A 21,264-nucleotide genomic window follows, 5' to 3' on the forward strand; every position below is an offset into this window, starting at 1 on the left:
TTGAAATATATCATCATATGTCTGGCAAGCCTTATGCTGATCACGGCGACGGGACAAGCTGCGGCGGCCAAAGACGTTACAGTAGACGGCTCGATCCTCGGGGAAAACAGCCGGGAACAAGCCAAACAGCAAGTTCTCACAAACGATCTCTTGACCTTGTACGGGGCAAAAGACAGCGCCGAGCTGACGTATCAAATTCCAGCAGGCGCCTCCTCTGCCCATCAGCAGCTCACACTTGAATACGAGGCTTCAGACCTTTTAATTTCACCATCTTCTTTAACAGCCGAGATTGATGGCGAACCGGTCAAAACGGTTAAGCTTGCAGGGAATGCCGGGAAGAAAACGCTGAAGCTCGCGCTAAACAAAAGCCAGTCGTCTCAAGGGTTTCACAGCTTATCACTGAAGTTCTACGGTGTGGTTCATGAAGGCGTCTGCGTCAGACAGGACTCTTCCGGGAACTGGATCAAAATTTACCCGGACAGCCGTCTGAATATCGGGGAAAAGAACGAATCTAAAGGAGTTGCGCTCGAACATTATCCTTATCCGTTCGCCCAGTCCGGCAGCTCCGTGGAAAAAACGGCAATCATCATTCCGGACCATCCAAGTTCGGCTGAAATCGAAGCTGCAGTTAAAACGGAAGCCTACCTCAAAACGGTTGACAATAGTATCAGCACGAAGATTTTGGGCGAATCTGACCTGACGAAAATCGACAGGCCGACGATTGTGATCGGCGTCCAGCATCACTGGAGCGGCAAAGTGAAAAAGCTGTTGAAACAAGCGAAGCTCGACGCAAAAGAAGACAAGCTTTTGCTTGCGGAACGGATGCTCAAAGCAAAGGATAAGCAACAGCCTGTATTGTTTGCGGCTGCATCATCTGATGATGTTCTTTCTGAAAAAATCAGCGTCATCACCGACAAAACGTATGCCGCCCAGCTCAGCGGCGACACGCTGGCAATCGGCAAACTGCAGCAGCATAATAAATGGGACGGCGGCAAGCTGACACTCGAGGATTTCGGGACGGGGGATTTGACAATTGGTTCCGGACAGACATCTTCCGAGCATTTTTATTATCCAGCACCGGCGCTATTAGACAAGAATCAACCTGCAAAGCTTTCACTTACAATGAAAAAATCGGAAACGATTCAAAAGCAGGCCGATCAAAGCGACTTAGCTGCGGAACAGGCGGAGCTGAAGGTCATGATCAATGGTCAGCCTCATTCCGTCGGACTTGACGATTTAGGAAAAGAAGACAAAAACGGCTTTTACCATGTTTCTGTAAAAGTCGATCCGAAACTTTTGCAAAAAAATCGTTACATCGATATTCAATTTGTCACTTCAGGCTTGAAAGAGAACAACCCCTGCTATGCGGCGAACGATGACAAATGGATTTTTATCGATAAACAGAGTGCATTGTCTTACCATGTCAGCGACACGTCGGCTTCAGCCAACTTTCAAGAGTGGCCGCTTCCCTACGCGGGCGATCAGGACAACAAAACGCTGATGATCCTGCCCGACCACGCGGATCAGACAAAGCTTCATGAACTTTCGCTTGTGGTCGGCTCCTTCGGCAGCGAAGCCAGGCAGGCATTCACAGTGAAAACACCCTCTGAAGTCAAACCGGATGACATGAAAGGAAGAAACATCATCTTCATCGGAAGTGTCGATCAATTCTCTCTGCTGAAGGAAAAAACATCCGAATTGGCTGTTCCGACGGCGAAAAACGGGGCATTTGATGTGTCATCTTTTCAAATGCTGAATGAAACGACGAAACAAATCGCGTTTACTCAAACATCGCTTTGGGATTCAAATTACTCGATGGCTGTTTTCGCGCCGTTTAAAGGGCAAGGCACAGCTGTCACAAAAGAAATGATCAACTTTTTAAACAGCAATGATTTCGCAGCAACCGTCGTTAATGAAACGGACAGCCATCAGCTGTTTACAAACAATCAACAGCTGACAGCAAAATCCGCTGAAACCAAGACGGATGATAAAAAGGAAAGCGATCAGCAGCATGTGCTGTACATTGCGATCCTGATTGTGATCATAGCGGCAGCGGTTATTTTGATTTTGACAACAGCAAGGCGCAGAAAAAGAAAGGCCAATGCCGGCGGAAAGATTGACGAATAAATAGGGGCTTGCTTTAGCCCCTGTTTTTTTATAAGCATTCAACCTGCTTCTCATATACATCTTTCACAATTTTAGCTAAAACATCGATTCCCTTTATGATATCTTCATCCGCCGCGGTTAAGCTGATTCGTATACACTGGTGCGAATGCGCTATGTACCGGGATTGATGGTGAAAGAAAGATGAGCCGGGAACGATGATGACTCCGTCGGCTTTCATATACTCATACAACGCCGCATCAGTCACCGGCAAGTCTTCAAACCACAGCCATCCGAAAAGCGCCCCTTCCCCTTGGTGCAAATACCATTTGATGTCCTCAGGCATCTTGCCTAAAAGCGTTTCCTTAAGCAGCTTGAATTTATTGCGGTAATACGGCCTGACTTCATTTAGCGACACGTCGGCGAGGCGCCCGTCATTCAAAACAGATGCCGCCATATACTGCCCCAGCCTTGAAGAATGGATCGCCGCATTAGACTGAAAAGCTTCCATTGCCTGAATATACCGGGACGGCCCGATGGCGATTCCGATCCTTTCGCCGGGCAGGCCTGCTTTTGAAAGACTCATACAGTGGATAATCTGATCGTTGAAAATCGGTTCCATGTCGATAAAATGAATCGCCGGAAAAGGCGGAGCATATGCGGAATCAATGAACAGCGGAACATTCGCTTCTCGGCAGGCGTCAGAAATGAATACTACATGTTCGCCAGGCAAGATGTTTCCGCAAGGATTGTTCGGCCGTGAAAGCAAGACAGCGCCGATGCACGGGTCGGTCCGCATCCTCTCTAAAAACGCCTCACGGTCGAGCTCATATCGAAACGTATGATCATCCAATACCGAAATGAGCGGAGGAATCCCCTCAATCATCTCCCGCTCCAACGCCGCTCCGCTGTATCCCGAATAGTCGGGAAGCATCGGAATCAAGGCTTTTTTCATCACAGACCCGCTTCCCATTCCGCAAAACGAATTAATCGCCAGAAAAAACAGCTGCTGGCTTCCGGCTGTAATCAGCACATTCTCTTTTCGAATGTCGGTGCGATACCGCTCTGAAAAGAAGCGGACAACACTTTCAATCAGTTCATCGGTTCCATAGCTCGATCCGTATTGGCCGATTACCGAAGAAAACCTGTCATCGTCGAGCAGATTGGCAAGAGCCGACTTCCACATGGCTGACACACCGGGCAGTATCATTGGATTGCCCGCACTTAAATTAATGTATGACCGCTCTCCGCCGGCCAGGACTTCCTGAATATCGTTCATCACAGCCCTGACCCCTGTCTTCTCATTCATTTTTTCTCCGATTTTGCTTAATGCCGGCTTCACGCTTCCAGTCTCTCCCGCTCAAACCGAAGACGGGCGGTTTCGATTTTCTTATTGATCTCGTCAATGAAATATTGTTCCGGGACGCTGAATCGCTCGCCTTCCCGCCCGGGAGGCAGGTATTGTCTGACATAGCGTTCCGCCGCCTCTTTGTACGCCGAGTCATCCTCGATCTCTTCCAGCTGCTCGATTTCAGCCACAAGCTTTTTTAAATCGTCCATGCATCGGGAAAGGTCAAGCGACACGGGTTTCTCTTCTCCTTTTTGAATGGAACGGCCGTTTTCAATGATCCAGCTGAACAGAAAATAGCCTGTCCCGGAATCAAAGTTCTGCGTTGCATTATGCTGACTCGGATAGCGCAGCAGCCGCTCATACAAAACAAATTCGATAATTTCCTCCCAGCCGTCATATTGCCGCTCCCACAAGGTGAGGATCGCTTGGCAATCGACCTTGACTTCTTCTAAAATACCTGCGAAAAAATTCATTTTCGCCTGAATATGCAGATGAAAAGGTTTTTTTCCGCAATGATGAAAATAGTCATGAAGGTAGCCCCACAGCACCCTTGCTTCATATGTGCGGTCAGGGGAGAGCTGAGCCGACTTGAAAGGCGCATGTTCAAAAATGGCCCTCGCTCTTTTCAGCGTATCCTCATGGTAAATGTGATAAAACTTATTAAAATAGAAAATCGCGAATGTCTGTGATGTAATGTTCTCTTTTGTTTTCACATTTTCCGGGAAGAATACGATGCATTTTTCTTCCGTGAACCCCTTTGTTCCGGCGAGAAGCTTGAGCGATTGGCAGCCGTTTTCAGGATGGGGCAGCTCCTCTTCTATCGGCCTCATCATGGCAGGTTCGTCACGAACGGCCAAAAAGGCTTCAAAATAACAGCCTTTCGCATGTGGCCCATTCGGCGTCACGATCGGCGCCGCAAAAAAGGTCGTCTCCTGATCATTCGGAGCCCGGTAAGCCGTCAATAACCGGTCAAAATACGGCGTCTCCTCTAATCCGCGTCCGATCCAATCCAAGACGTCCTGTTTAAACGCCTCTTTTGCAGCCGTTAAGTGAACCGCTTCATAAATGGTTCCAGCGTCTTCTATCAATTGCAGCAGAAGCTGTTCCGCCCTTTCGTGATGCTCTGTAATCTGTCCTTTATCATTTTGGTACGTCTGCAATTCATGAATGTTCGGTACAATCTGCTCGTTGACCAAGTTTACAATGTCCCCTGTCAATGTCGTCATCGGCTTCCTCCTTCGATTGATTTAAGCCCGTGAATCGTAAAACACATCGGCACTTCCCCAAAATCTTGAATGACTTTCAAACGGTGTTCATCAGCTGCTTTAATCGTCGTGATACAGCCGTCAGCCGCGTTTGAAGCGCAGGCCAGGGCCGCTTGTGCATTGCTGGTGACAAATTGGACTTGGCTGCTGAACAGCTTCGCCAAATGGGCGGGAGCAGGGTGTGAAGCGACGGTTTGAATATCCGATGCCATCGTGTGCTGTTTTGCGGCAAAAACCATGTTGTATGTCGGCATCACAAAACTGTCTATGATCTTTAAGTCAGCGAGATTCTCAAATACAATTTGATGCAAAAACGGGTAAACGGAGCAGCCTAAAAGGACTGAATTTTCTGTCGATTTAACATGAGGCAGCGCTTCTTCCAACGTTTCATAAAGCCTGACTTCCCCGCGGACCCCTTTGTTTTTGAGCCAAAGCAGGCCGGCTTTTTCGCAGTTCGTGCCTTTGGGACCGAGCGTATGGACAATCATCACGGCTTGCTCTTCCTGCACTTTAGTCGAGATCATCTTAACCTCCTATTGTACCCGTCAAATTATTTTGATATATGATATGAAGCTCATCATCCAGTTCCCGGTAGAAAGCTGCACATTCTTCATATGAATGATGGCTTGTTAATATAAATCCGGGATAACCGGAAAAATGCGGGTACGGCAGAATTTTCGCGCCTCTTCTAATAAATTGAAACACCCGCTTTACCTCCGGCCTCTGTTTGACTTCTTCCAGTCCGTCGATTTTTTCAAAAGTGCCGGAGCCCTGTACAGGAATGATATAATTGCCGGCCGTCCTTACAGGCCGGACCTCTTCTTTAAACTCGCTGCTCTCCAGCGGCTTTATTGCGTTTTGCAAGACAAGCTGCATAAAGTTGATGCCCGTGCTCTCTTTGACGATGTAATGTGAAACCCCTGAACCGCCGATTCTGGCGCCCACCTCGATAACATAAGGTGTTCCGTCCTTGTCCAGCCTCAGCTCCGTATGAGCCGGCCCCTGATGAATGCCCAGCGCTGAAACGGCGCCTGTCGCTTCCTTAACAATCGCAAGGCGCGTCTCTTCTTTCAATTGAGCCGGAGCAATATAGACGCCTTCTTCAAAAAACGGACCTTTGCTGTTCCCTTTGTATCCAATCGAAAGAACATGTACGTTTCCTTGAATCGACAGCGTTTCAATCACAAATTCCGGCCCATCGATAAATTGCTCGGCTACGATGCCCGTTTTGCCGTGTACGAATCGATTAAGGTCCCTCTCGTTGACGGCCTCGACCTTCCGGACGGCCTCCTCAAGCTCCTTCCAATCATCAACACGGACGACGCCCTGGCTTGAAAAGCCGTTGACCGGCTTAACAACTAATGGATAAGTCAGTTTCCTGTCTTCGATGTCAGCGAGCGTATGGAACTCGTGGAAAACCGGCGTATTCAGGCCGTTTTGCTGAAGGATGCTGCGGGTTTTATTTTTATTGCGGCAGTTTTCCATTGTTGTGAAAGAAAGCCCCGGCAGATTCAAAGCTTCAGCGGCTTTTGCCGTGAAAGGCAATGCCGGCTCAAACAGTGTCATAACACCGTCAAACGGAAATTCGACAAATGTCTGTTTGACGATTCCCATCGCCGCTTCTTCATCTTCAAATAACGGCAGCGGCACACAGCGTTCCACAGCCGGAAGATTCCCCGGGAAATCTTCGGCTGAATTGTAAAAGAACGTGACCTTCAATCCTAAACGCTCAGCTTCTTCAAAAATAAATGGCAAGTGCTTATTTTGACAAATGATGGCCAAGTTTTTGTTTCGTATCGTCAATTTTCGCGATCCTCTCTTCTTTTTTTAAGTTGATGAACATCACACCGAATATAACAAACAGCGTTCCTAAATAAATATTCGCATTCAGTTTTTCATCCAGAAACAGAAATCCGATATAAAGCGCAATGACAGGGGAGATAAACAAGTGGGAAGTCGCTTTTGAGATGTGCCATTTTTTAAGCAGATAAATGTTGATCCAAAAACCCAATATCGAGCCGACAACCGCTAAATAAAGCAGCGCATAAAGGCTCACGCCGGAAAACGTTCTTGTCCCGCTTTCAAAGATGAGGCTGCTGATGAGCAATACCGCTCCGCCGCTCAGCATCGAAAGGGAGTTAAAGCTTAAGATCGGAAGCGAACGAATTCTTTGCTGTACTTTGATTTGAATAAAAGCCGAGCCAAACATCGCGCACAAAATCACAATCATGGCGATGATTTCAATAACATCGACTTTGATCAACAGCTGATTGCCAAACACGATTGTAATGCCGAGCAAAGCAAGGCATATCCCCCATTTTTGCAATTTCGTCGCCGGTGTCCCTTTGACAAGGCGGTTGATCATCAGGGCAAAGACTGAAATGCTTGCGGCTAATATAGACACCAACCCGCTCGGCAAATAAAGAGAGGCCCAATAAACAGATCCGAACGGAACGGAAAAATACATGATGCCGTTCAAAAACGACAGCACCAGCAGTTCCTTTGACAGCACAAATTGCCTCCGTATCAAAAGAAACGCCGCGATCAAAATGCTTGCGATCATAAACCGCATGCCGGCGGACCAAAATGGAAGGCTGTCACTCAACCCGGCTTTTTGAAAAGCCCATGTCGTCCCGCCGATCAAACATAACACGATAAATAAAATATGAACCCGATACTTTAAAACGTTTGTCCGCATGGCATTCACCTGATTTTGTTATTGTCTTGCTGTCATTTATTTTCAGAAAATAAAATCTTTTCTGATCAAAATGGATTATGAGGGAAATTATAACTATTATATCAATTACAGTCAATCATTCTTTTGAACCTTTAGAATATCTTTACAAATACTGCCCACAAAAAAACACTCACTTCGATAAGTGAGTGGAGGCGATATTGGTCTAGATTATATTTCTATCTTTTGGGTGCATACCGCTTTTCCGGATGACCCGAATTCTCTCATTTTATGTTTGACCGTTTCTTTGACTGCGCTGATCCCTGGCGTCATATAGGCGCGGGGTTCATATAAATCGGGATTGTCTTTAAACATGCTGCGCGTTTTCTCGGTCCAGGCCACCATGCATTCGGTATTAATGTTGATTTTCGCATGGCCCAGACGGATCGTTTTAGCGATTTGATCAGCCGGGATGCCCGAAGCTCCATGAAGAACAAGCGGAATGTCCGTTACCCGTGAGATTTCTTCCATTTCCTTAAATCCTAAATTAGGCTCGCCTTGATATTTTCCATGAACAGAGCCGAGCGCGGCTGCCAAAGCATCGATACCGGTTTCTTTGACAATGCGTTCGCATTCACCGATGTCGGCATACTGCACCCCGCCGATGAGCCCGTCTTCCATGCCCCCTACGGTGCCAACCTCTGCTTCAACCGAAACATTGCGAGTTCTGGCGTATGACACGACCTCTTTTGTCATGGCGATGTTTTCATCGATTGGTGAATGCGAGCCGTCGATCATGACTGAGCTAAAACCGGCGTCTATCGCTTGCTTGCAGCGCTCCGGATTTTTGCCATGGTCAAGGTGAAGCACGACGGGAACGGAGATCGACATTTCCTCAATCAAAGCCGCAACCATTGCGGAAACCGTCTTAAATCCGCCCAAATAATCGATGAGCCGGTCTGAGGCGGCTGCGATGACAGGTGACCGTTCTTCTTCCGCCGCCTGTAGAATCGCTTTTGTCCATTGAAGGCCGTTAATATTAAATTGACCGATAGCATAATGTTGTTCCTTTGCTTCTTGAAGAAGTTCTTTCATGGAAACGAAAGCCACGTTCACCCCTCCTATCCCGTATTAAATCTTGAAGTATTTTGAAACAACTTCAACTGTTGTTTCTTTGGCCGTTCGAATCGTTTCTTCCGCGCTCAGCTTATAGTATTCAGGTCTGAACAATTCAACTGATACGACATCCGAAAAACCGATGTCTTTCAAAGTTGATAAGTGGGCATCCAAATCGATGGCCCCCTGTCCCGGCCAAACACGGTCTTCATCTCTTAAAAAGCCGATTGGAAAATCTTCCGTATCATCGATATGATAAATGAAGATTTTCTTGCCGTCCGCCTTTTTCAAATCCTCAATATCCGAACCCATTGCATGGAAGTGGAAGCTGTCAAAAACAAGGCCGACATTATCGCGGTTCACGGTCATGACGATGTCATAGGCCTGGCTGAACGTATTGACTGTGCACTCCGGATGACCGACAAACTCGACAGCGATCTTTACACCATACGGCTCAGCGATGTCTGACAGCTCTGTCAGCACTTCGACGGAGCTTGCTTTAATATCTTCTTTTAAGATTTTTTGTTCGGTGACAAGCGGTACCGCGACCACATATTTCACACCAAGCGTTTTGCATGTTTCCATCATGCCTTTAAATTCTTCGATGATTTCACGGCGCCCTTTTTCATCGCGGTTGTTGAAAAAGACAAGGGCATTCAAGGCCAGCGGCTTAATATGATGCGTTTGAAAATACTCGGCTAACTCTGAGAGGGAATGGTCTTTTACATACTCAGGCAGCTTATCCATCGTCCGGATTTCGATATAGTCGTATCCGTGCTTCTCACAGTATTCGAGGTCTTTTGCAAGGTTTGAATTTTCCAACGTCGTTGCTTCATTAAAGCATAGCTTCATATTAGATTCTCCTTATCTAAATATCCTTGTGAAGAGCGAGTTCGGCAGGGCGCCGAACTCAGGGGCTTATCCTAGTAATTCCTGTTTCAACTTTTCAAGCATGAATCTGCTTGATTCATCCGCTCTTTCGTCAACCCAGGCAAACACGGCATTCGTCGCAATTCCGTCGAACTTCATCTCTCTCAGCTTTCTGAAAATCGTATCAAAATCGACCTCGCCTTGGCCAATGTCCAAATGCTGGTGAACCGTTACTTTCGCGTCAGGCGGATTTACGATGTAGCGAAGGCCATGAGCCGCTTTATGATTATAAGTATCTGCGAATAAAACATGTGTGAGGCGGTCGCCGGCTTCGTCAAACATGGTCTCGATGTCGCCTTTTCCGTCGTCATAGAAGAACGTGTGCGCAGTCGAGTAGACAAGATTGATCCAGTCTTTGTCAAGCGCGCGGATCATATCCATTGCACCTTTGTGTGTTTCGATAAAATCGTATGGATGGGCCTGAAGATTGAGTTTAATGCCTTCTTTTTCAAAGACTGGCAAAAGCTCATCCATGGATTTAATAAATTTTTCTTCACTTGTTAAAGGATCGTATTTTGAACCGCTGAATTCGCTGTTCATCAAATCGACTTCAAGCTCAACCGCGATTTCGATCGCCCTTTTCCAATTGCGCACCGCTGCCTGACGGCGATCTTCATCAGGACCTGCCCAGTGGTAAAGCGGAAGGAGCGATGAAAGCTTAACACCGGTATCTCTTAAAAGCCGCTTTAATTGTTTGATTTTAGCTGAATCGACTTTCGGATATTTATAGAATGGACAAAAATCTTCGCGCGGCGATAGTTCGATATATTCGTAGCCAAGCTCCGCCGTTTTATAGACCGTTTCCTCCAAAGTTAAATCATCGCGATACATCGATGGATCCAATGCTAATTTCATACTTTTCACTCCTCGGAAAGTTTTTATTTTTGAACAGTTGTAAATGTTTGATAGAATTCCGGTTTCTCTTGAAGCGCCACAGGTTCTTTCTGTCCGGATTCCTGAGCTTTCACACAGGCGTCCGTTGTTACGGCGGCGATATAGCCGTCCCATGCAGTCGGCCCGCTGACCTCGCCTTTCTGTTGGATCGAGTCAATGAAATCTTGGATTTCTACATCGTAAGCGTCTACAAAGCGGCGCTGCCAATCCATAAGGATATCCGTCGAGAATTTGCCGGCTTTTCTGAGAGAGATGCTTGACGGTTCAGGAAGCTTCACGATTCCGTCTTCGCCGACGACTTCACACTGGATATCGTAGCCGTATTTGCAGTTGACATAGATTTCCGCATTGATCACGACTCCGCCTTTCGTTTCGATGATGACGATTTGCGGATCACGCAAATGAGGAAGCGCGTTTTTCGATTTTTTCGGATAAATGACCTGAACGGATTCGTAGTCGTCATTGATCAGCCAGTGCAGGGCGTCTATTTCATGGACAAGCGTATCGACAACAGCCATATCTGTCGTATAGTTGTCGCCTACAACCGGGTTGCGGTGCGCACAATGGATCATGAGAGGCTCGCCGATGACCCGGTTGTCGATCGCTTCTTTCAGCTGTACGTAACCGCTGTCATAACGGCGCATAAAGCCGACTTGAACGAGACGTTTGCCCGCTTTGATTTCTTCATTGACGATCTTCATGCATCCTTCCGCAGTCGTCGCCAGAGGCTTTTCGCAAAATACGAATTTGTTCGCTTTAATCGCTTTCAAAACGCTTGATTCATGTGCCGGTCCCCAGCTTGTGACTAAGACGGCGTCTACATTTTCGGCTGCGATGAGACTGTCGTCATCCGGATAGACCTTTGCATTCAGGCTGTAGTCTGTTACAACTTGCTGAGCTGCCTCCTGGTTTACATCGGTGACCGCGACAATTTCGCCGCCGGCTAATTTATTCGTGATGCGGTTGATGTGTTCTTTTCCGATTGCTCCTGTACCAATAACACCAATGCGTAATTTCATTGATAGCCACTCCTTCAAAATAGTTACATAATTTTTCTTGTTTGCACTTGCCCAGCTTGAGCCGGAGGAGTCCCGTACAGCTCTTCCTGAATTTGTTCAAGCGACTTACCGGATGTATTCGGTGCAAAAAAGAGCCCGATGAGCATGCTGGCCGTTACACATCCAAGGAGAATGGCCGCCATAAATGCAATTCCAAAATTCGAGATGATCATTGGAACGAAAAGGCTCCAAGCTCCGATTGAAATACGAACGAGGAAGAACATCAAGCCTTGTGCAGACGCGCGATATTCCGTCGGGAAAATTTCACTCGCCCATAACTGATAGTTGGCCTGTTGCCCGGCCCCATTGTTCATGCCGATCATCACGATAAAGAGGATGAGGATCGGCATGCCTTCTGCCGGAAGCAGAAACAATGACCAGCCGATCACCGCTGCAAATGCGGAGATCCCAAACACTGTCTTCCTGTATTTGTCTGCAAACGGCATGAAGATAAAAGCGACGCCAAGCCCGGTGAAAATAAACAGCCCCATCTGCAAAATGTTTGCCATGGTCGCTGACACACCGCCGACCTGCTGATAAATGTAAGGCATGAAAAAGCCCATGACACCTGCGGCCAGATTCCAAATTAAGTACACGCCCATTAAAAATAAAATGCTTTTCAAATACTTAGGCTGAAGCAAATCGAGATAAGACGTCTTCGGCTTTCTGACGGCTTGAGCCGATTCGGATTGATCCTGCCAGGCATCGGATTCCGGCAGCCGTTTCCGCAGAACATAGGTGATCAATGCGATAACGAGCAAATGCCCAAACACGATTTTATTGCCCAATAAGCCTAAATCACCGAGCAGGACCGACAGCAGCAGGACCACAACCGCTCCCGCAGCCCATGCGACCTGCGCAACACCGCAATGACGGGCCCTGTTTTTCTTAGGTGCGTTCTCCGCGATGATCGTCCAGGAAGCTGTAATATCAGCTCCTACCGATAAACCGATAATCATGTAACCGCTTAACAAAAAGGGGAAGCTGGTGCCGAACAATACTAAACAAATCCCCAGTGCATAAACCAGCATACTGTTCGTATAGACAGCCTTTCGGCCAATTTTATCGGCCAAAAAGCCTCCGAGCAGCGCTCCGATTGCCGCTGAGATGGCGTTGGCGCTAAACGCGCCGAGCAGTCCGATCTGTGTATCAGAAAGCTTCAGGTAACTGACCCATAAAGATAATCCTGCCGATCCTGCGACAATGGAGCCTGCATCAATGTAATTTGCCAAAGCTGCTGCGACGGTTCGTTTATTGAATGGTGAGACTGCTGCACTTCCATTGCTCAATTTAGAGCCCCCCTAATTGGTTGCTGGGACATTCAACAAGTGACGATCGATATACTTTCTGGCGATCAATGCGTATTCAAGCGGGTTGGCAACATCGGGATCCTGCTCGGCTTCCACAACGATCCAGCCGGAATAGCCGTGCTTTAGAAGCGTTTGATAGACTTCTCTAAAATCGATGCAGCCGTCGCCTGGAACTGTGAACATCCCTTGCAAAAACGCCTGTTGAAACGATTTTCCTTCCTGCTTGCATTTCTCCATGATCTTGAGGCGCGCGTCTTTAAAATGAACATGCCCAATCCGGTCCATATGCTTCTCTAAAATGTTCATATAATTTCCATCTGAAATGTAGGCATGCCCAGTATCATACAGAAGGTGCACGAGTGCCGGGTCAGTTCCGGCCATGAGCCGGTCCACCTCTTCCTCTGTCTGCACGCCTGTGCCGAGGTGATGATGGTAGACAAGCTTCAGGCCGTACCGGCCGGCAATTTCCCCGAGGTGATTTAAACCTGCAAATAGCCGCTGCCATTCTTCATCGGTGAAATAAGGCTTTTCTTTAAACACGTTTTTATCCAAGCCCTGCACACTGTACGTCTGTTCTGATACGACCGCAACATCGGCATGGACGTCTTTCAAGTACTGGCAGTGAGCCGCGAATTCCTTGGCTGCTTCTTCAATGCCGTCCCGAATGATATAGCTGCTGAACCACTTGCCGGCAATCCTTAGGTTCCTCAGCTCGAGCTCTTTATTGAGAATGGCCGGTTCCGGAAAAAAGCCGCCCACTTCTGTGCCTTGAAAGCCTGCAACAACAATGTCGCTCAACAAATGCTGAAGTGTGTTTCCCGCGCCGATTTCCGGAATATCATCGTTCCGCCATCCTATGGGGGCGATGCCCCATAGAATTTGTGTCTTGCCCATCCTGGTGCCTCCTTTAATACTGCTTTGCAGATTTCAGCATTTTTTCTTTTGCTTCATACGCCTTTTGCACGCTTTCCTGTTCGGAAACCTCTGCAACACCTACGTGCCACCAGCTGTCATAGCCGTCCGTCATCGTCTTCGGCAACACCTTCATTTCGATCAATGTTGAGACATCTTGTTTTTTGGCATCTTCCAGCGCCGCTTTTAATTCTTCAATCGTGTTCGCTTTGTAGGTTTTCGCTCCATAGCCTTCGGCCACTTTCGCGTAGTCGACGTTAAGAATCTGATTGTCTGCTGTTCTGAATTCGCAGTAGTAGCTGCCGCTTCCGTGATCCATTTGCAGGTTGTTGATACAGCCGAATCCTGAGTTGTCAAAGAGCAGTACGTTGATTTTTTTATGATATTGGATTGCGGTGATGAGCTCTGAGTGAAGCATCAGGAAGCTTCCGTCTCCGACCAGTGAATAAACTTCTCTATCAGGATGAGCCAATTTCAAGCCGAGTGTTCCCGATACTTCATATCCCATGCAGGAATAGCCGTATTCCAGGTGGTACGTATTCGGTACGTTTGAATGCCACAGCCGCTGCAGATCCCCCGGCAAAGAGCCTGCTGAACAAATGACGACGCTGTCCGGATCAACTGTTTCATTGATGGCGAGCAATGCCGTTGTTTGCGGGAGCTCGGTTTGCAGTACATCCGCGTATTCGTTGAGTATGTCTTGAGAAAAATGATCTTTAATTTCAGGTGTGAAGTTTTCGCGCTTAAATGTTACCTTGCTCAAACGGTCACGCTCAGCAAGCCACTCGTCTTTCAGCTCCTTGATGATCGAACCGAATTCGCTCTTATAGCCTTCCAATAAACCGTGCAGCTTGCCGAGCGTTACTTTTGCATCGGCAACGACTTGGAAAGCATCCAGTTTATATGCCTGCATTCTGTTGACATTGATGTTTAAAAACTTTGAGTTGTCAAAGTCGAAAGCGGTTTTTGATGATGTCGCGAAATCGGTATAGCGCGTGCCGATTCCGATGATCAGGTCAGCCTCGCGAGCCGCTTTGTTTGCCGCCAGCGTACCGGTGATGCCCATTCCGCCCAAGTTGTTGGCAAAATCAGCTTCAACTGTGGATTTCCCGGCCTGGGTTTCCACCAGCGGAATATTGTACGCTTCAGACATGGCGATCAATTCATCGCGCGCTCCGGAATATTTCGCTCCGCCGCCGACCAAGATGAGCGGTTTTTTGCTCGACTTGATCAGTTCCGCCGCTCCCTTCAGTTCACGCTCGCTCGGCTCTTTGCGGTCAATATAGTGAACGCGTTTCTCAAAAAAGCTTTCATCGAAATCATAGGCTTCGCCTTCAACATCTTGAGAAATGCAAATCGTTGCAGGACCCGCTTTTGCAGGATCTGTCATCACTTCAAAAGCGCGAATCAGACTGCTCATCAACTGTTCAGGACGCGTAATCCGATCCCAATATCTCGAAACAGGCTTCAAAGCATCGTTCGTCGTAATCGCCGCACTGTATTCCTGTTCTACTTGCTGAAGAACAGGGTCAGGCTGTCTCGTTGCAAATGTATCAGCTGGAATCAAGAGAACCGGAATGTTGTTCGCAAGCGCCGTACCTGCGGCGGCCACAAGGTTAGCTGCTCCCGGTCCGACTGATGTCGACACGGCATAGATCTTCCTTCTCAGCATTTGCTTGCTGTAAGCCATTGCTGCATGCGCCATTCCCTGCTCATTTTTGCCTTGAAACACCTTTAAATGACCCGCATCCTGTTCAAGCGCCTGGCCGATGCCAACGACGTTCCCATGGCCGAAAATCGTAAAGATTCCCTCGACAAACGGTGTTTCTTCACCATCTACATGGATGTACTGCTGATTTAAGAATTTAATTAACGCTTGTGCTGTGGTTAAACGTATTTTCTTGCCCACAAACGATCCCACCTTTATTCATATTCTTCATTTAAGACTGAGCCGCGATAAGCTCTTCAATCTCGGCGACTGTCGGCATCGCTTCAGATGAGCTGTGCTTGGAAACAACAATGGATGCGGAAGCGCTTCCGTATTTCAGCGCCGTTTCAATATCTTTGCCTGAAACGAGTCCGTAGAGGAAGGCGGAAGCGTATGAATCGCCCGCTCCAAACGTTTTCAAGACCTTCGTTTTGTATGCTTTCGCCCGGAAGACGTCCCCGGATTTGCTGTATGCATATGAACCTTCGACACCGTGCTTGATAACGACGAGATCTGCGGAATGTGCAAACAAATGCTGAACAGATTCTTCATTGCTGCCGCCGCTCTTATTTTCCATTACATCAAACTCATCACGCGTTCCGATGACAATGTCCGATTGTTCGGCAACAAGCGTATAGTAAACGGACGTTTCCTCCGCAGATGTCCACGTATATGGACGATAGTCAAGCTCAAAGACCACTTTCACTTGATGCTTTTTCGCCAGCTGCACGGCTTTCAGCACCGCTTCGCGGGAAGGGCTTTTAGCCAGCGCCGTGCCTGACACAAGAAGCATCTTCGATTTCGCGATATAGTCTTCGTTCACTTCAGAAGGGGCAAGGTAAAGATCTGCGACATCATCCCTGTACATTAAAATGCTGCATTCTTCAGGGCTTAAAATCTCTGTGAAAGCAAGCCCCGCTTTATGTCCATCTTTATCGACGGCCATTTGTGACGTATCGACACCCGTATTTCTCATATAGGTTTCGATGAATCTGCCGTGCTGGTCATCCGGAATCTTGCCGATAAAACCGGTCTTCAATCCTAATTTGGAACTGCCGATTGCAATATTAGCCGGGGAGCCGCCGACATATTTTGAAAATGTCATCGTCTGCTCCATCGGTCTGTTGTATTCGACTGCGTTTAAATCGATGCATGCGCGGCCGATCGCTACAATGTCAAATTCTTTCTTTTCATTAAACGTATACTTCATCTTCAACAGCCTCTCCTTGCCTTATTGTTAGCGTTCCAAAATCCATTCATGGTCAGGATCGTTATGAAATTTCCATTTCCGCGTCGGCCCTGCCATCACGTTTAAATAATAGGATGTGTATCCGTCAGGCACCCCGACAGGATGGTATCCGGCCGGTACGATGACAACGTTTCCATTTTCAACAGTCATCGTCTCGTCGATAGAACGGTCATCGGTGTAGACGCGCTGAAAGACAAAGCCTTGCTGCGGGTCAAGTTCATGGTAGTATGTTTCTTCTAAAAAGGACTCTTCAGGCAGGTTGTCTTGATCATGCTTGTGCGGCGGATAGCTGGACCAGTTTCCGCTTTCAGTGTAAACTTCGACGACTAAAAGGCTGTTCGCTGAAGGATCTGAATCCGGAAGTATGTTATGAACGGTACGTTTATTGCTGAATTTCCCCCGGTTCTCTATACCGTTGTCTTCAGCTTTGATCAGTTTCGTCGGCAGCTGGTTTTCAGAAGGGGAATAGCACAGGGCAACTCTTGCCTCTGTAACCGCGGTAATGCCGAACTTGCGGTCATTTGACACATATACGCTGTCGGTCGGCTTTCTTTCGAAAACGCTTTCTCTCGTGCCGATATTTTCAAATGTCTGTTCGTGATCGGTGACGGTAATCTTTCCGGTAAGCGCGACGATGCAGCATTCTTGTTTGCTCAGCGATTCTTCATAGCTGGATCCCGGTGCGAGATCAAGGACTTTAAACTCGACATAACTGAGATCCGAATTCGATTTTTTCACTTCGTGTACAAGCTTCACGCCTTGTGACAGCTCATTCGCCTGCGGTTTGCGCAACAAATGACTCATGGATAAAGCCTCCTTTTCAAACTTGAAACATGATCCGAACAGCGCGGGAACCGCGCCGCCCGGTTTTTTCACAATTAATTGAAGTCAGGCGCCGGATATCTTGCAGTGACGACCTTTTTGCGCGTATAGAAATCAACGCTGTCTTTTCCGTTGGCATGCAATGTGCCAAAGAACGAAGACTTCCATCCGGAGAACGGGAAGAATGCCATCGGAGCCGGTACGCCCAGGTTAATGCCGAGCATTCCCGCATCAATGTTTTCACGGAAATAGCGGATCGCATTCGAATTCGATGTGAACAAACATGCGCCGTTTGCAAATTCGGATTGGTTGGCGATGTCAACCGCTTCTTTCAAGTTCTTCACACGGATGACTGACAATACAGGAGCAAAAATTTCGTCTTTCCAGATCGTCATATCAGTTGTGACATTGTCAAAGATTGTCGGGCCGACGAAATAGCCTTCATCTGTCACATTTTCACGTCCGTCGCAGACAAGTCTCGCACCCTCTTCAACTCCTTTTTGTATATAGCCGAGTGTACGTTTCTTGTTGTCTTCGCGAATGACAGGTCCAAGGAATACACCGTCGTCAAGTCCGTTTCCGATTTTGACTTCAGATGCTTTCTGAACCAACTTCTCCATGAATTCATCTGCGATTCCTTCTTCAACCGTCACTACTGCACATGCCATGCAGCGTTCGCCGGCAGATCCGAAAGCAGCGCCGATAATATTTGTTACCGTGTCTTCAAGATTGGCATCGTTCAGAACGATGGTGTGGTTTTTAGCGCCTGTCAGCGATTGAACGCGCTTCAGGTTTTCGCTTCCTTTTTTATAGACATATTCTCCGACCGGTTTTGAACCGACGAATGAAATCGCTTTAATTTCCGGGTGTTCGAGAATGCCGTTTACTACATCATGCGCACCGTATACGACATTGAAGACCCCTTTAGGAAGTCCGGCTTTTTCAAACAGTTCAACAAGCTTTTCCGTCAAAAGCGGCGTCCGCTCGGAAGGTTTCAGAATAAATGTGTTTCCTAACGCAATAGCCATCGGGAACATCCAGCACGGTACCATCATCGGGAAGTTAAATGGGGCAATTCCGCCGACGACTCCGATCGGGTAACGGTAGTTCGCCGCTTCAACATCGGTTGCAATTGAAGCGAGTGAATCTCCCATCATCAGGGAAGGCGCTCCAGCTGCAAACTCGACATTCTCAATGCCGCGCCCAACTTCGCCCAACGCTTCTTTCGTGTTTTTTCCATTTTCAATTGTGATGAGGTGGGCGAGCTCTTCTTTATGCTGAGTCAAAAGCTGCTGAAAGTTAAATAGAATTCTTGCCCGGCGCGGAACGGCCACTTTTGACCATGTTTTAAACGCTTCAGCCGCTGTTTGCGCTGCGTATTCGATATCCTCGCGCGTTGAAATCGGCACCTGGCACAGCACTTCTTTCGTCGCAGGATTAACTACATCTTCGTATTTGTCGGTTTTGCTTTCAACCCATTCTCCATTAATATAGTTTCTTAACTTTCTGATTTCTGCCATTCTTATAACCTCCTTGAATATTAAACATCTCCTGGTACAGATGGGGCAGGTTCCAGCCATTATGTATGAATGCCGATACGGCTCTTCAGTGCATAACGGATTTTCGCAAAAAACAGGAATTAAACGCTTACAAAAGAAATTAATGAATAGAACGATGATTTTATCAAAAGAACCGCAACGCAATAAAACGTTTACACTCAGAAATTTCTCAACTTTATCACGTTTTGGTCACTTCTTGGTTATATTTTAATCTGGTCTTACCCATAAGTCAATCAAAATCATTAAATTTTTCTTTTGTAAGATTTGCAGAAAACCTTAAAATGATTTAGAAAAACATTGTATAATAAAAAGAAACAGGACAAATCTTGCAAAAAACAATCACCAATGTTATCATTTTTTAAGCAATTATTGGTTAACTTTTGGGTTCATTATATATATTTAGCCAAATATACTAGAAGGAGATACTTGGTATGAAGTTAATGCGGATCAAAGAAATGGAAGAATATATTTTGACCAATGGCACCGTTTCGCTTGATGAGCTTTGCCAGGTCTTTAATGTTTCCAAAAACACGGTCAGACGCGACATTAACAAGCTGACCGAGAAAGGAGTCATAAAAAAAGTCTACGGCGGCGTAACGGCGATCGAAAAAACGGTCTTAATCCCATTTGAAAACAGAACCATTCAAAATAAAGATGCCAAGATGAAAATCGCGCACTACGCTTCACGCTTTATTGAAGACCATGACCTGATCTTTATCGATTCCGGCACAACGACCCAATCCATATTGGAGACTCTTGATCCAAATAAAAATGTAACCGTTTTAACGAACAGCCTCGACATTATCAACGCTGCTGCAGCGTTGCAAAATATAAACTTGATCATCATCGGCAGCAACTATAAACGGAAAACGCAGTCTTTCGTCGGCATGGATGATCCGGGAACATTGGATAAATATAATATTAATAAAGCTTTCATGTCGGCAACAGGAGCAACACTTACCCATGGACTGACGAACTCCGATCTGCTTGAATATGAAATTAAAAAGAAAATATCCGAAAAAGCAAAACAAGTATACTTGCTGGCCGACCATTCCAAGTTCGGGAAGTCGACCTTGCTGACGTACGCGCCGTTTGACAGATTGCACGCGATCGTCACATCTCAGGCGCTGGATGAGGAATATCACGAGTACTGTAAAGAGCGCAACATTGAAATCCATTTGGCAAAACATGTATAGTTGAAGTGGACACCCTTGACCGGCTGTTTCCAAGCGGCCGGCCAAGTTTATTTATCAACACATCATTACAGGAGGGGAATCCAATGAAAAAAGTTAAAGTTGGCAAATCAGACTTGCACGTATTCCCGATTGGTTTGGGAACCAATGCCGTCGGAGGACATAACCTTTATCCGAATCTCAATGAAGAAACGGGAAAAGAATTGGTGCGGGAAGCGATCAGAAACGGCGTCACATTTTTAGATACCGCCTACATATACGGCATCGGCCGTTCCGAAGAATTAATCGGCGAAGTCCTCAAAGAATTCAACCGCGAGGATGTCGTGATTGCGACAAAAGCCGCCCATAAGAAAGAAGGCGACGATTTTGTCTTTGACAACTCCCCTGCATTTTTGAAAAAGTCAGTTGAAGAAAGCCTGAAGCGTCTGCAAACTGACTATATCGACCTTTTCTATATCCATTTCCCTGATGAGAACACACCGAAAGACGAAGCGGTTCAAGCGCTCCATGAACTGAAGCAGGAAGGCAAAATCAGAGCGATCGGGGTATCCAACTTTTCACTTGAGCAGCTGAAAGAAGCGAACAAAGACGGATTGGTGGATGTGCTCCAAGGCGAATACAACCTGCTGAACAGGGAAGCTGAGACGACATTCTTCCCGTATACACAAGAGCATAACATCTCATTTGTTCCTTACTTCCCGCTCGTCTCCGGATTGCTCGCCGGAAAATACAGCGAAGATACAACGTTCCCGGAAGGCGACCTGAGAAGAGACATGGAAAACTTCCAAGGCGAACGCTTCAAAGAAAACATTAGAAAAGTGAACCAGCTTGCGCCGATCGCGGAAAAACACAATGTTGACATCGCCCATATCGTGTTGGCCTGGTACTTGGCGCGACCTGAAATCGATGTATTGATTCCGGGCGCCAAACGCGCTGATCAGCTGATCGACAACCTCAAAACGGCAGAAGTCAATCTGTCTCAAGAGGACATTGATTTCATCGATCGGCTGTTCGCCCGCTAAATGATCAGGAAACCTATCTTAAAAGATAGGTTTCTTTATTTTTAAAATCATGTTGACAGCGCTTCCATTTTTGGTATGATAGGAAAGAAGTTAATACA

At 46.9% G+C, this 21,264-nt stretch carries 18 protein-coding genes; 3 read left to right on the forward strand and 15 right to left on the reverse strand.

The genetic code is table 11. The annotated features are described in order from the left end of the window. Window positions 1–2,127, forward strand: a complete 2,127-nt coding sequence (locus tag MHI30_RS21030) for a cellulose biosynthesis cyclic di-GMP-binding regulatory protein BcsB (protein WP_075751846.1) — start codon at window positions 1–3, stop codon at window positions 2,125–2,127. Window positions 2,128–2,155: 28 nt separating this feature from the next. Here the strand turns inward: MHI30_RS21030 and MHI30_RS21035 are convergent, their stop codons facing one another. From MHI30_RS21035 to iolA, 15 genes are all read right to left on the reverse strand, one after another. Further along, a complete protein-coding gene (locus MHI30_RS21035) occupies window positions 2,156–3,445 on the reverse strand; it encodes a valine--pyruvate transaminase (RefSeq protein WP_075751717.1) in 1,290 nt (429 codons plus the stop codon). Continuing rightward, on the reverse strand, window positions 3,442–4,680 hold the full coding sequence (locus MHI30_RS21040; protein WP_075751718.1) for a DUF6421 family protein: 1,239 nt from the start codon (window positions 4,678–4,680) through the stop codon (window positions 3,442–3,444). The genes MHI30_RS21035 and MHI30_RS21040 overlap by 4 nt, the downstream gene beginning before the upstream one ends. Next, window positions 4,677–5,243, reverse strand: a complete 567-nt coding sequence (locus MHI30_RS21045; protein WP_075751719.1) for a prephenate dehydratase domain-containing protein — start codon at window positions 5,241–5,243, stop codon at window positions 4,677–4,679. The genes MHI30_RS21040 and MHI30_RS21045 overlap by 4 nt, the downstream gene beginning before the upstream one ends. A gap of 1 nt (window position 5,244) precedes the next feature. Next, the gene (locus MHI30_RS21050) at window positions 5,245–6,522 is read right to left on the reverse strand and encodes an ATP-grasp domain-containing protein (RefSeq protein WP_075751720.1); all 1,278 of its coding nucleotides are present in this window, start codon (window positions 6,520–6,522) and stop codon (window positions 5,245–5,247) included. Beyond that, window positions 6,479–7,417, reverse strand: coding sequence for an EamA family transporter (locus MHI30_RS21055; RefSeq protein WP_075751721.1), 939 nt, complete (start codon window positions 7,415–7,417; stop codon window positions 6,479–6,481). Before MHI30_RS21055 ends, MHI30_RS21050 begins: the two co-directional genes overlap by 44 nt. Window positions 7,418–7,624: 207 nt before the next feature. Further along, window positions 7,625–8,503, reverse strand: coding sequence for a class II fructose-1,6-bisphosphate aldolase (gene fba / locus MHI30_RS21060; RefSeq protein ID WP_075751722.1), 879 nt, complete (start codon window positions 8,501–8,503; stop codon window positions 7,625–7,627). A 21-nt stretch (window positions 8,504–8,524) separates the two neighbouring features. Continuing rightward, window positions 8,525–9,361 (reverse strand): 2-keto-myo-inositol isomerase, encoded by an 837-nt coding sequence (gene iolI / locus MHI30_RS21065; RefSeq protein ID WP_075751723.1) that lies wholly within the window; start codon window positions 9,359–9,361, stop codon window positions 8,525–8,527. A 66-nt stretch (window positions 9,362–9,427) separates the two neighbouring features. After that, entirely contained in the window at window positions 9,428–10,294 is an 867-nt protein-coding gene (locus MHI30_RS21070; RefSeq protein WP_026589371.1) for a sugar phosphate isomerase/epimerase, read from the reverse strand. Between the two features lie 23 nt (window positions 10,295–10,317). After that, window positions 10,318–11,352: a Gfo/Idh/MocA family oxidoreductase gene (locus MHI30_RS21075; protein ID WP_075751724.1), complete on the reverse strand. Its 1,035-nt coding sequence runs from the start codon at window positions 11,350–11,352 to the stop codon at window positions 10,318–10,320. A gap of 23 nt (window positions 11,353–11,375) precedes the next feature. Next, entirely contained in the window at window positions 11,376–12,680 is a 1,305-nt protein-coding gene (locus tag MHI30_RS21080; RefSeq protein ID WP_075751725.1) for an MFS transporter, read from the reverse strand. Between the two features lie 12 nt (window positions 12,681–12,692). Then, the gene (iolE, locus tag MHI30_RS21085; RefSeq protein WP_075751726.1) at window positions 12,693–13,595 is read right to left on the reverse strand and encodes a myo-inosose-2 dehydratase; all 903 of its coding nucleotides are present in this window, start codon (window positions 13,593–13,595) and stop codon (window positions 12,693–12,695) included. 13 nt (window positions 13,596–13,608) lie between these two features. Then, window positions 13,609–15,522, reverse strand: coding sequence for a 3D-(3,5/4)-trihydroxycyclohexane-1,2-dione acylhydrolase (decyclizing) (gene iolD / locus MHI30_RS21090; RefSeq protein ID WP_075751727.1), 1,914 nt, complete (start codon window positions 15,520–15,522; stop codon window positions 13,609–13,611). Between the two features lie 31 nt (window positions 15,523–15,553). Continuing rightward, on the reverse strand, window positions 15,554–16,531 hold the full coding sequence (iolC, locus tag MHI30_RS21095; protein WP_075751728.1) for a 5-dehydro-2-deoxygluconokinase: 978 nt from the start codon (window positions 16,529–16,531) through the stop codon (window positions 15,554–15,556). Between the two features lie 27 nt (window positions 16,532–16,558). Beyond that, window positions 16,559–17,374: a 5-deoxy-glucuronate isomerase gene (gene iolB, locus MHI30_RS21100; RefSeq protein WP_020453546.1), complete on the reverse strand. Its 816-nt coding sequence runs from the start codon at window positions 17,372–17,374 to the stop codon at window positions 16,559–16,561. Window positions 17,375–17,448: 74 nt separating this feature from the next. Next, entirely contained in the window at window positions 17,449–18,912 is a 1,464-nt protein-coding gene (gene iolA / locus MHI30_RS21105; protein ID WP_020453547.1) for a methylmalonate-semialdehyde dehydrogenase, read from the reverse strand. Between the two features lie 470 nt (window positions 18,913–19,382). Between iolA and MHI30_RS21110 the strand changes: the two genes are divergently transcribed. Continuing rightward, window positions 19,383–20,147: a DeoR/GlpR family DNA-binding transcription regulator gene (locus tag MHI30_RS21110; RefSeq protein WP_075751729.1), complete on the forward strand. Its 765-nt coding sequence runs from the start codon at window positions 19,383–19,385 to the stop codon at window positions 20,145–20,147. 83 nt (window positions 20,148–20,230) lie between these two features. Next, window positions 20,231–21,166 (forward strand): aldo/keto reductase, encoded by a 936-nt coding sequence (locus MHI30_RS21115; protein WP_065643503.1) that lies wholly within the window; start codon window positions 20,231–20,233, stop codon window positions 21,164–21,166. Window positions 21,167–21,264 lie beyond the last annotated feature (98 nt).

It is taken from the genome of Bacillus sp. FSL L8-0528, assembly GCF_038593085.1.
GTDB classification, from domain to species: Bacteria; Bacillota; Bacilli; order Bacillales; family Bacillaceae; genus Bacillus; species Bacillus paralicheniformis.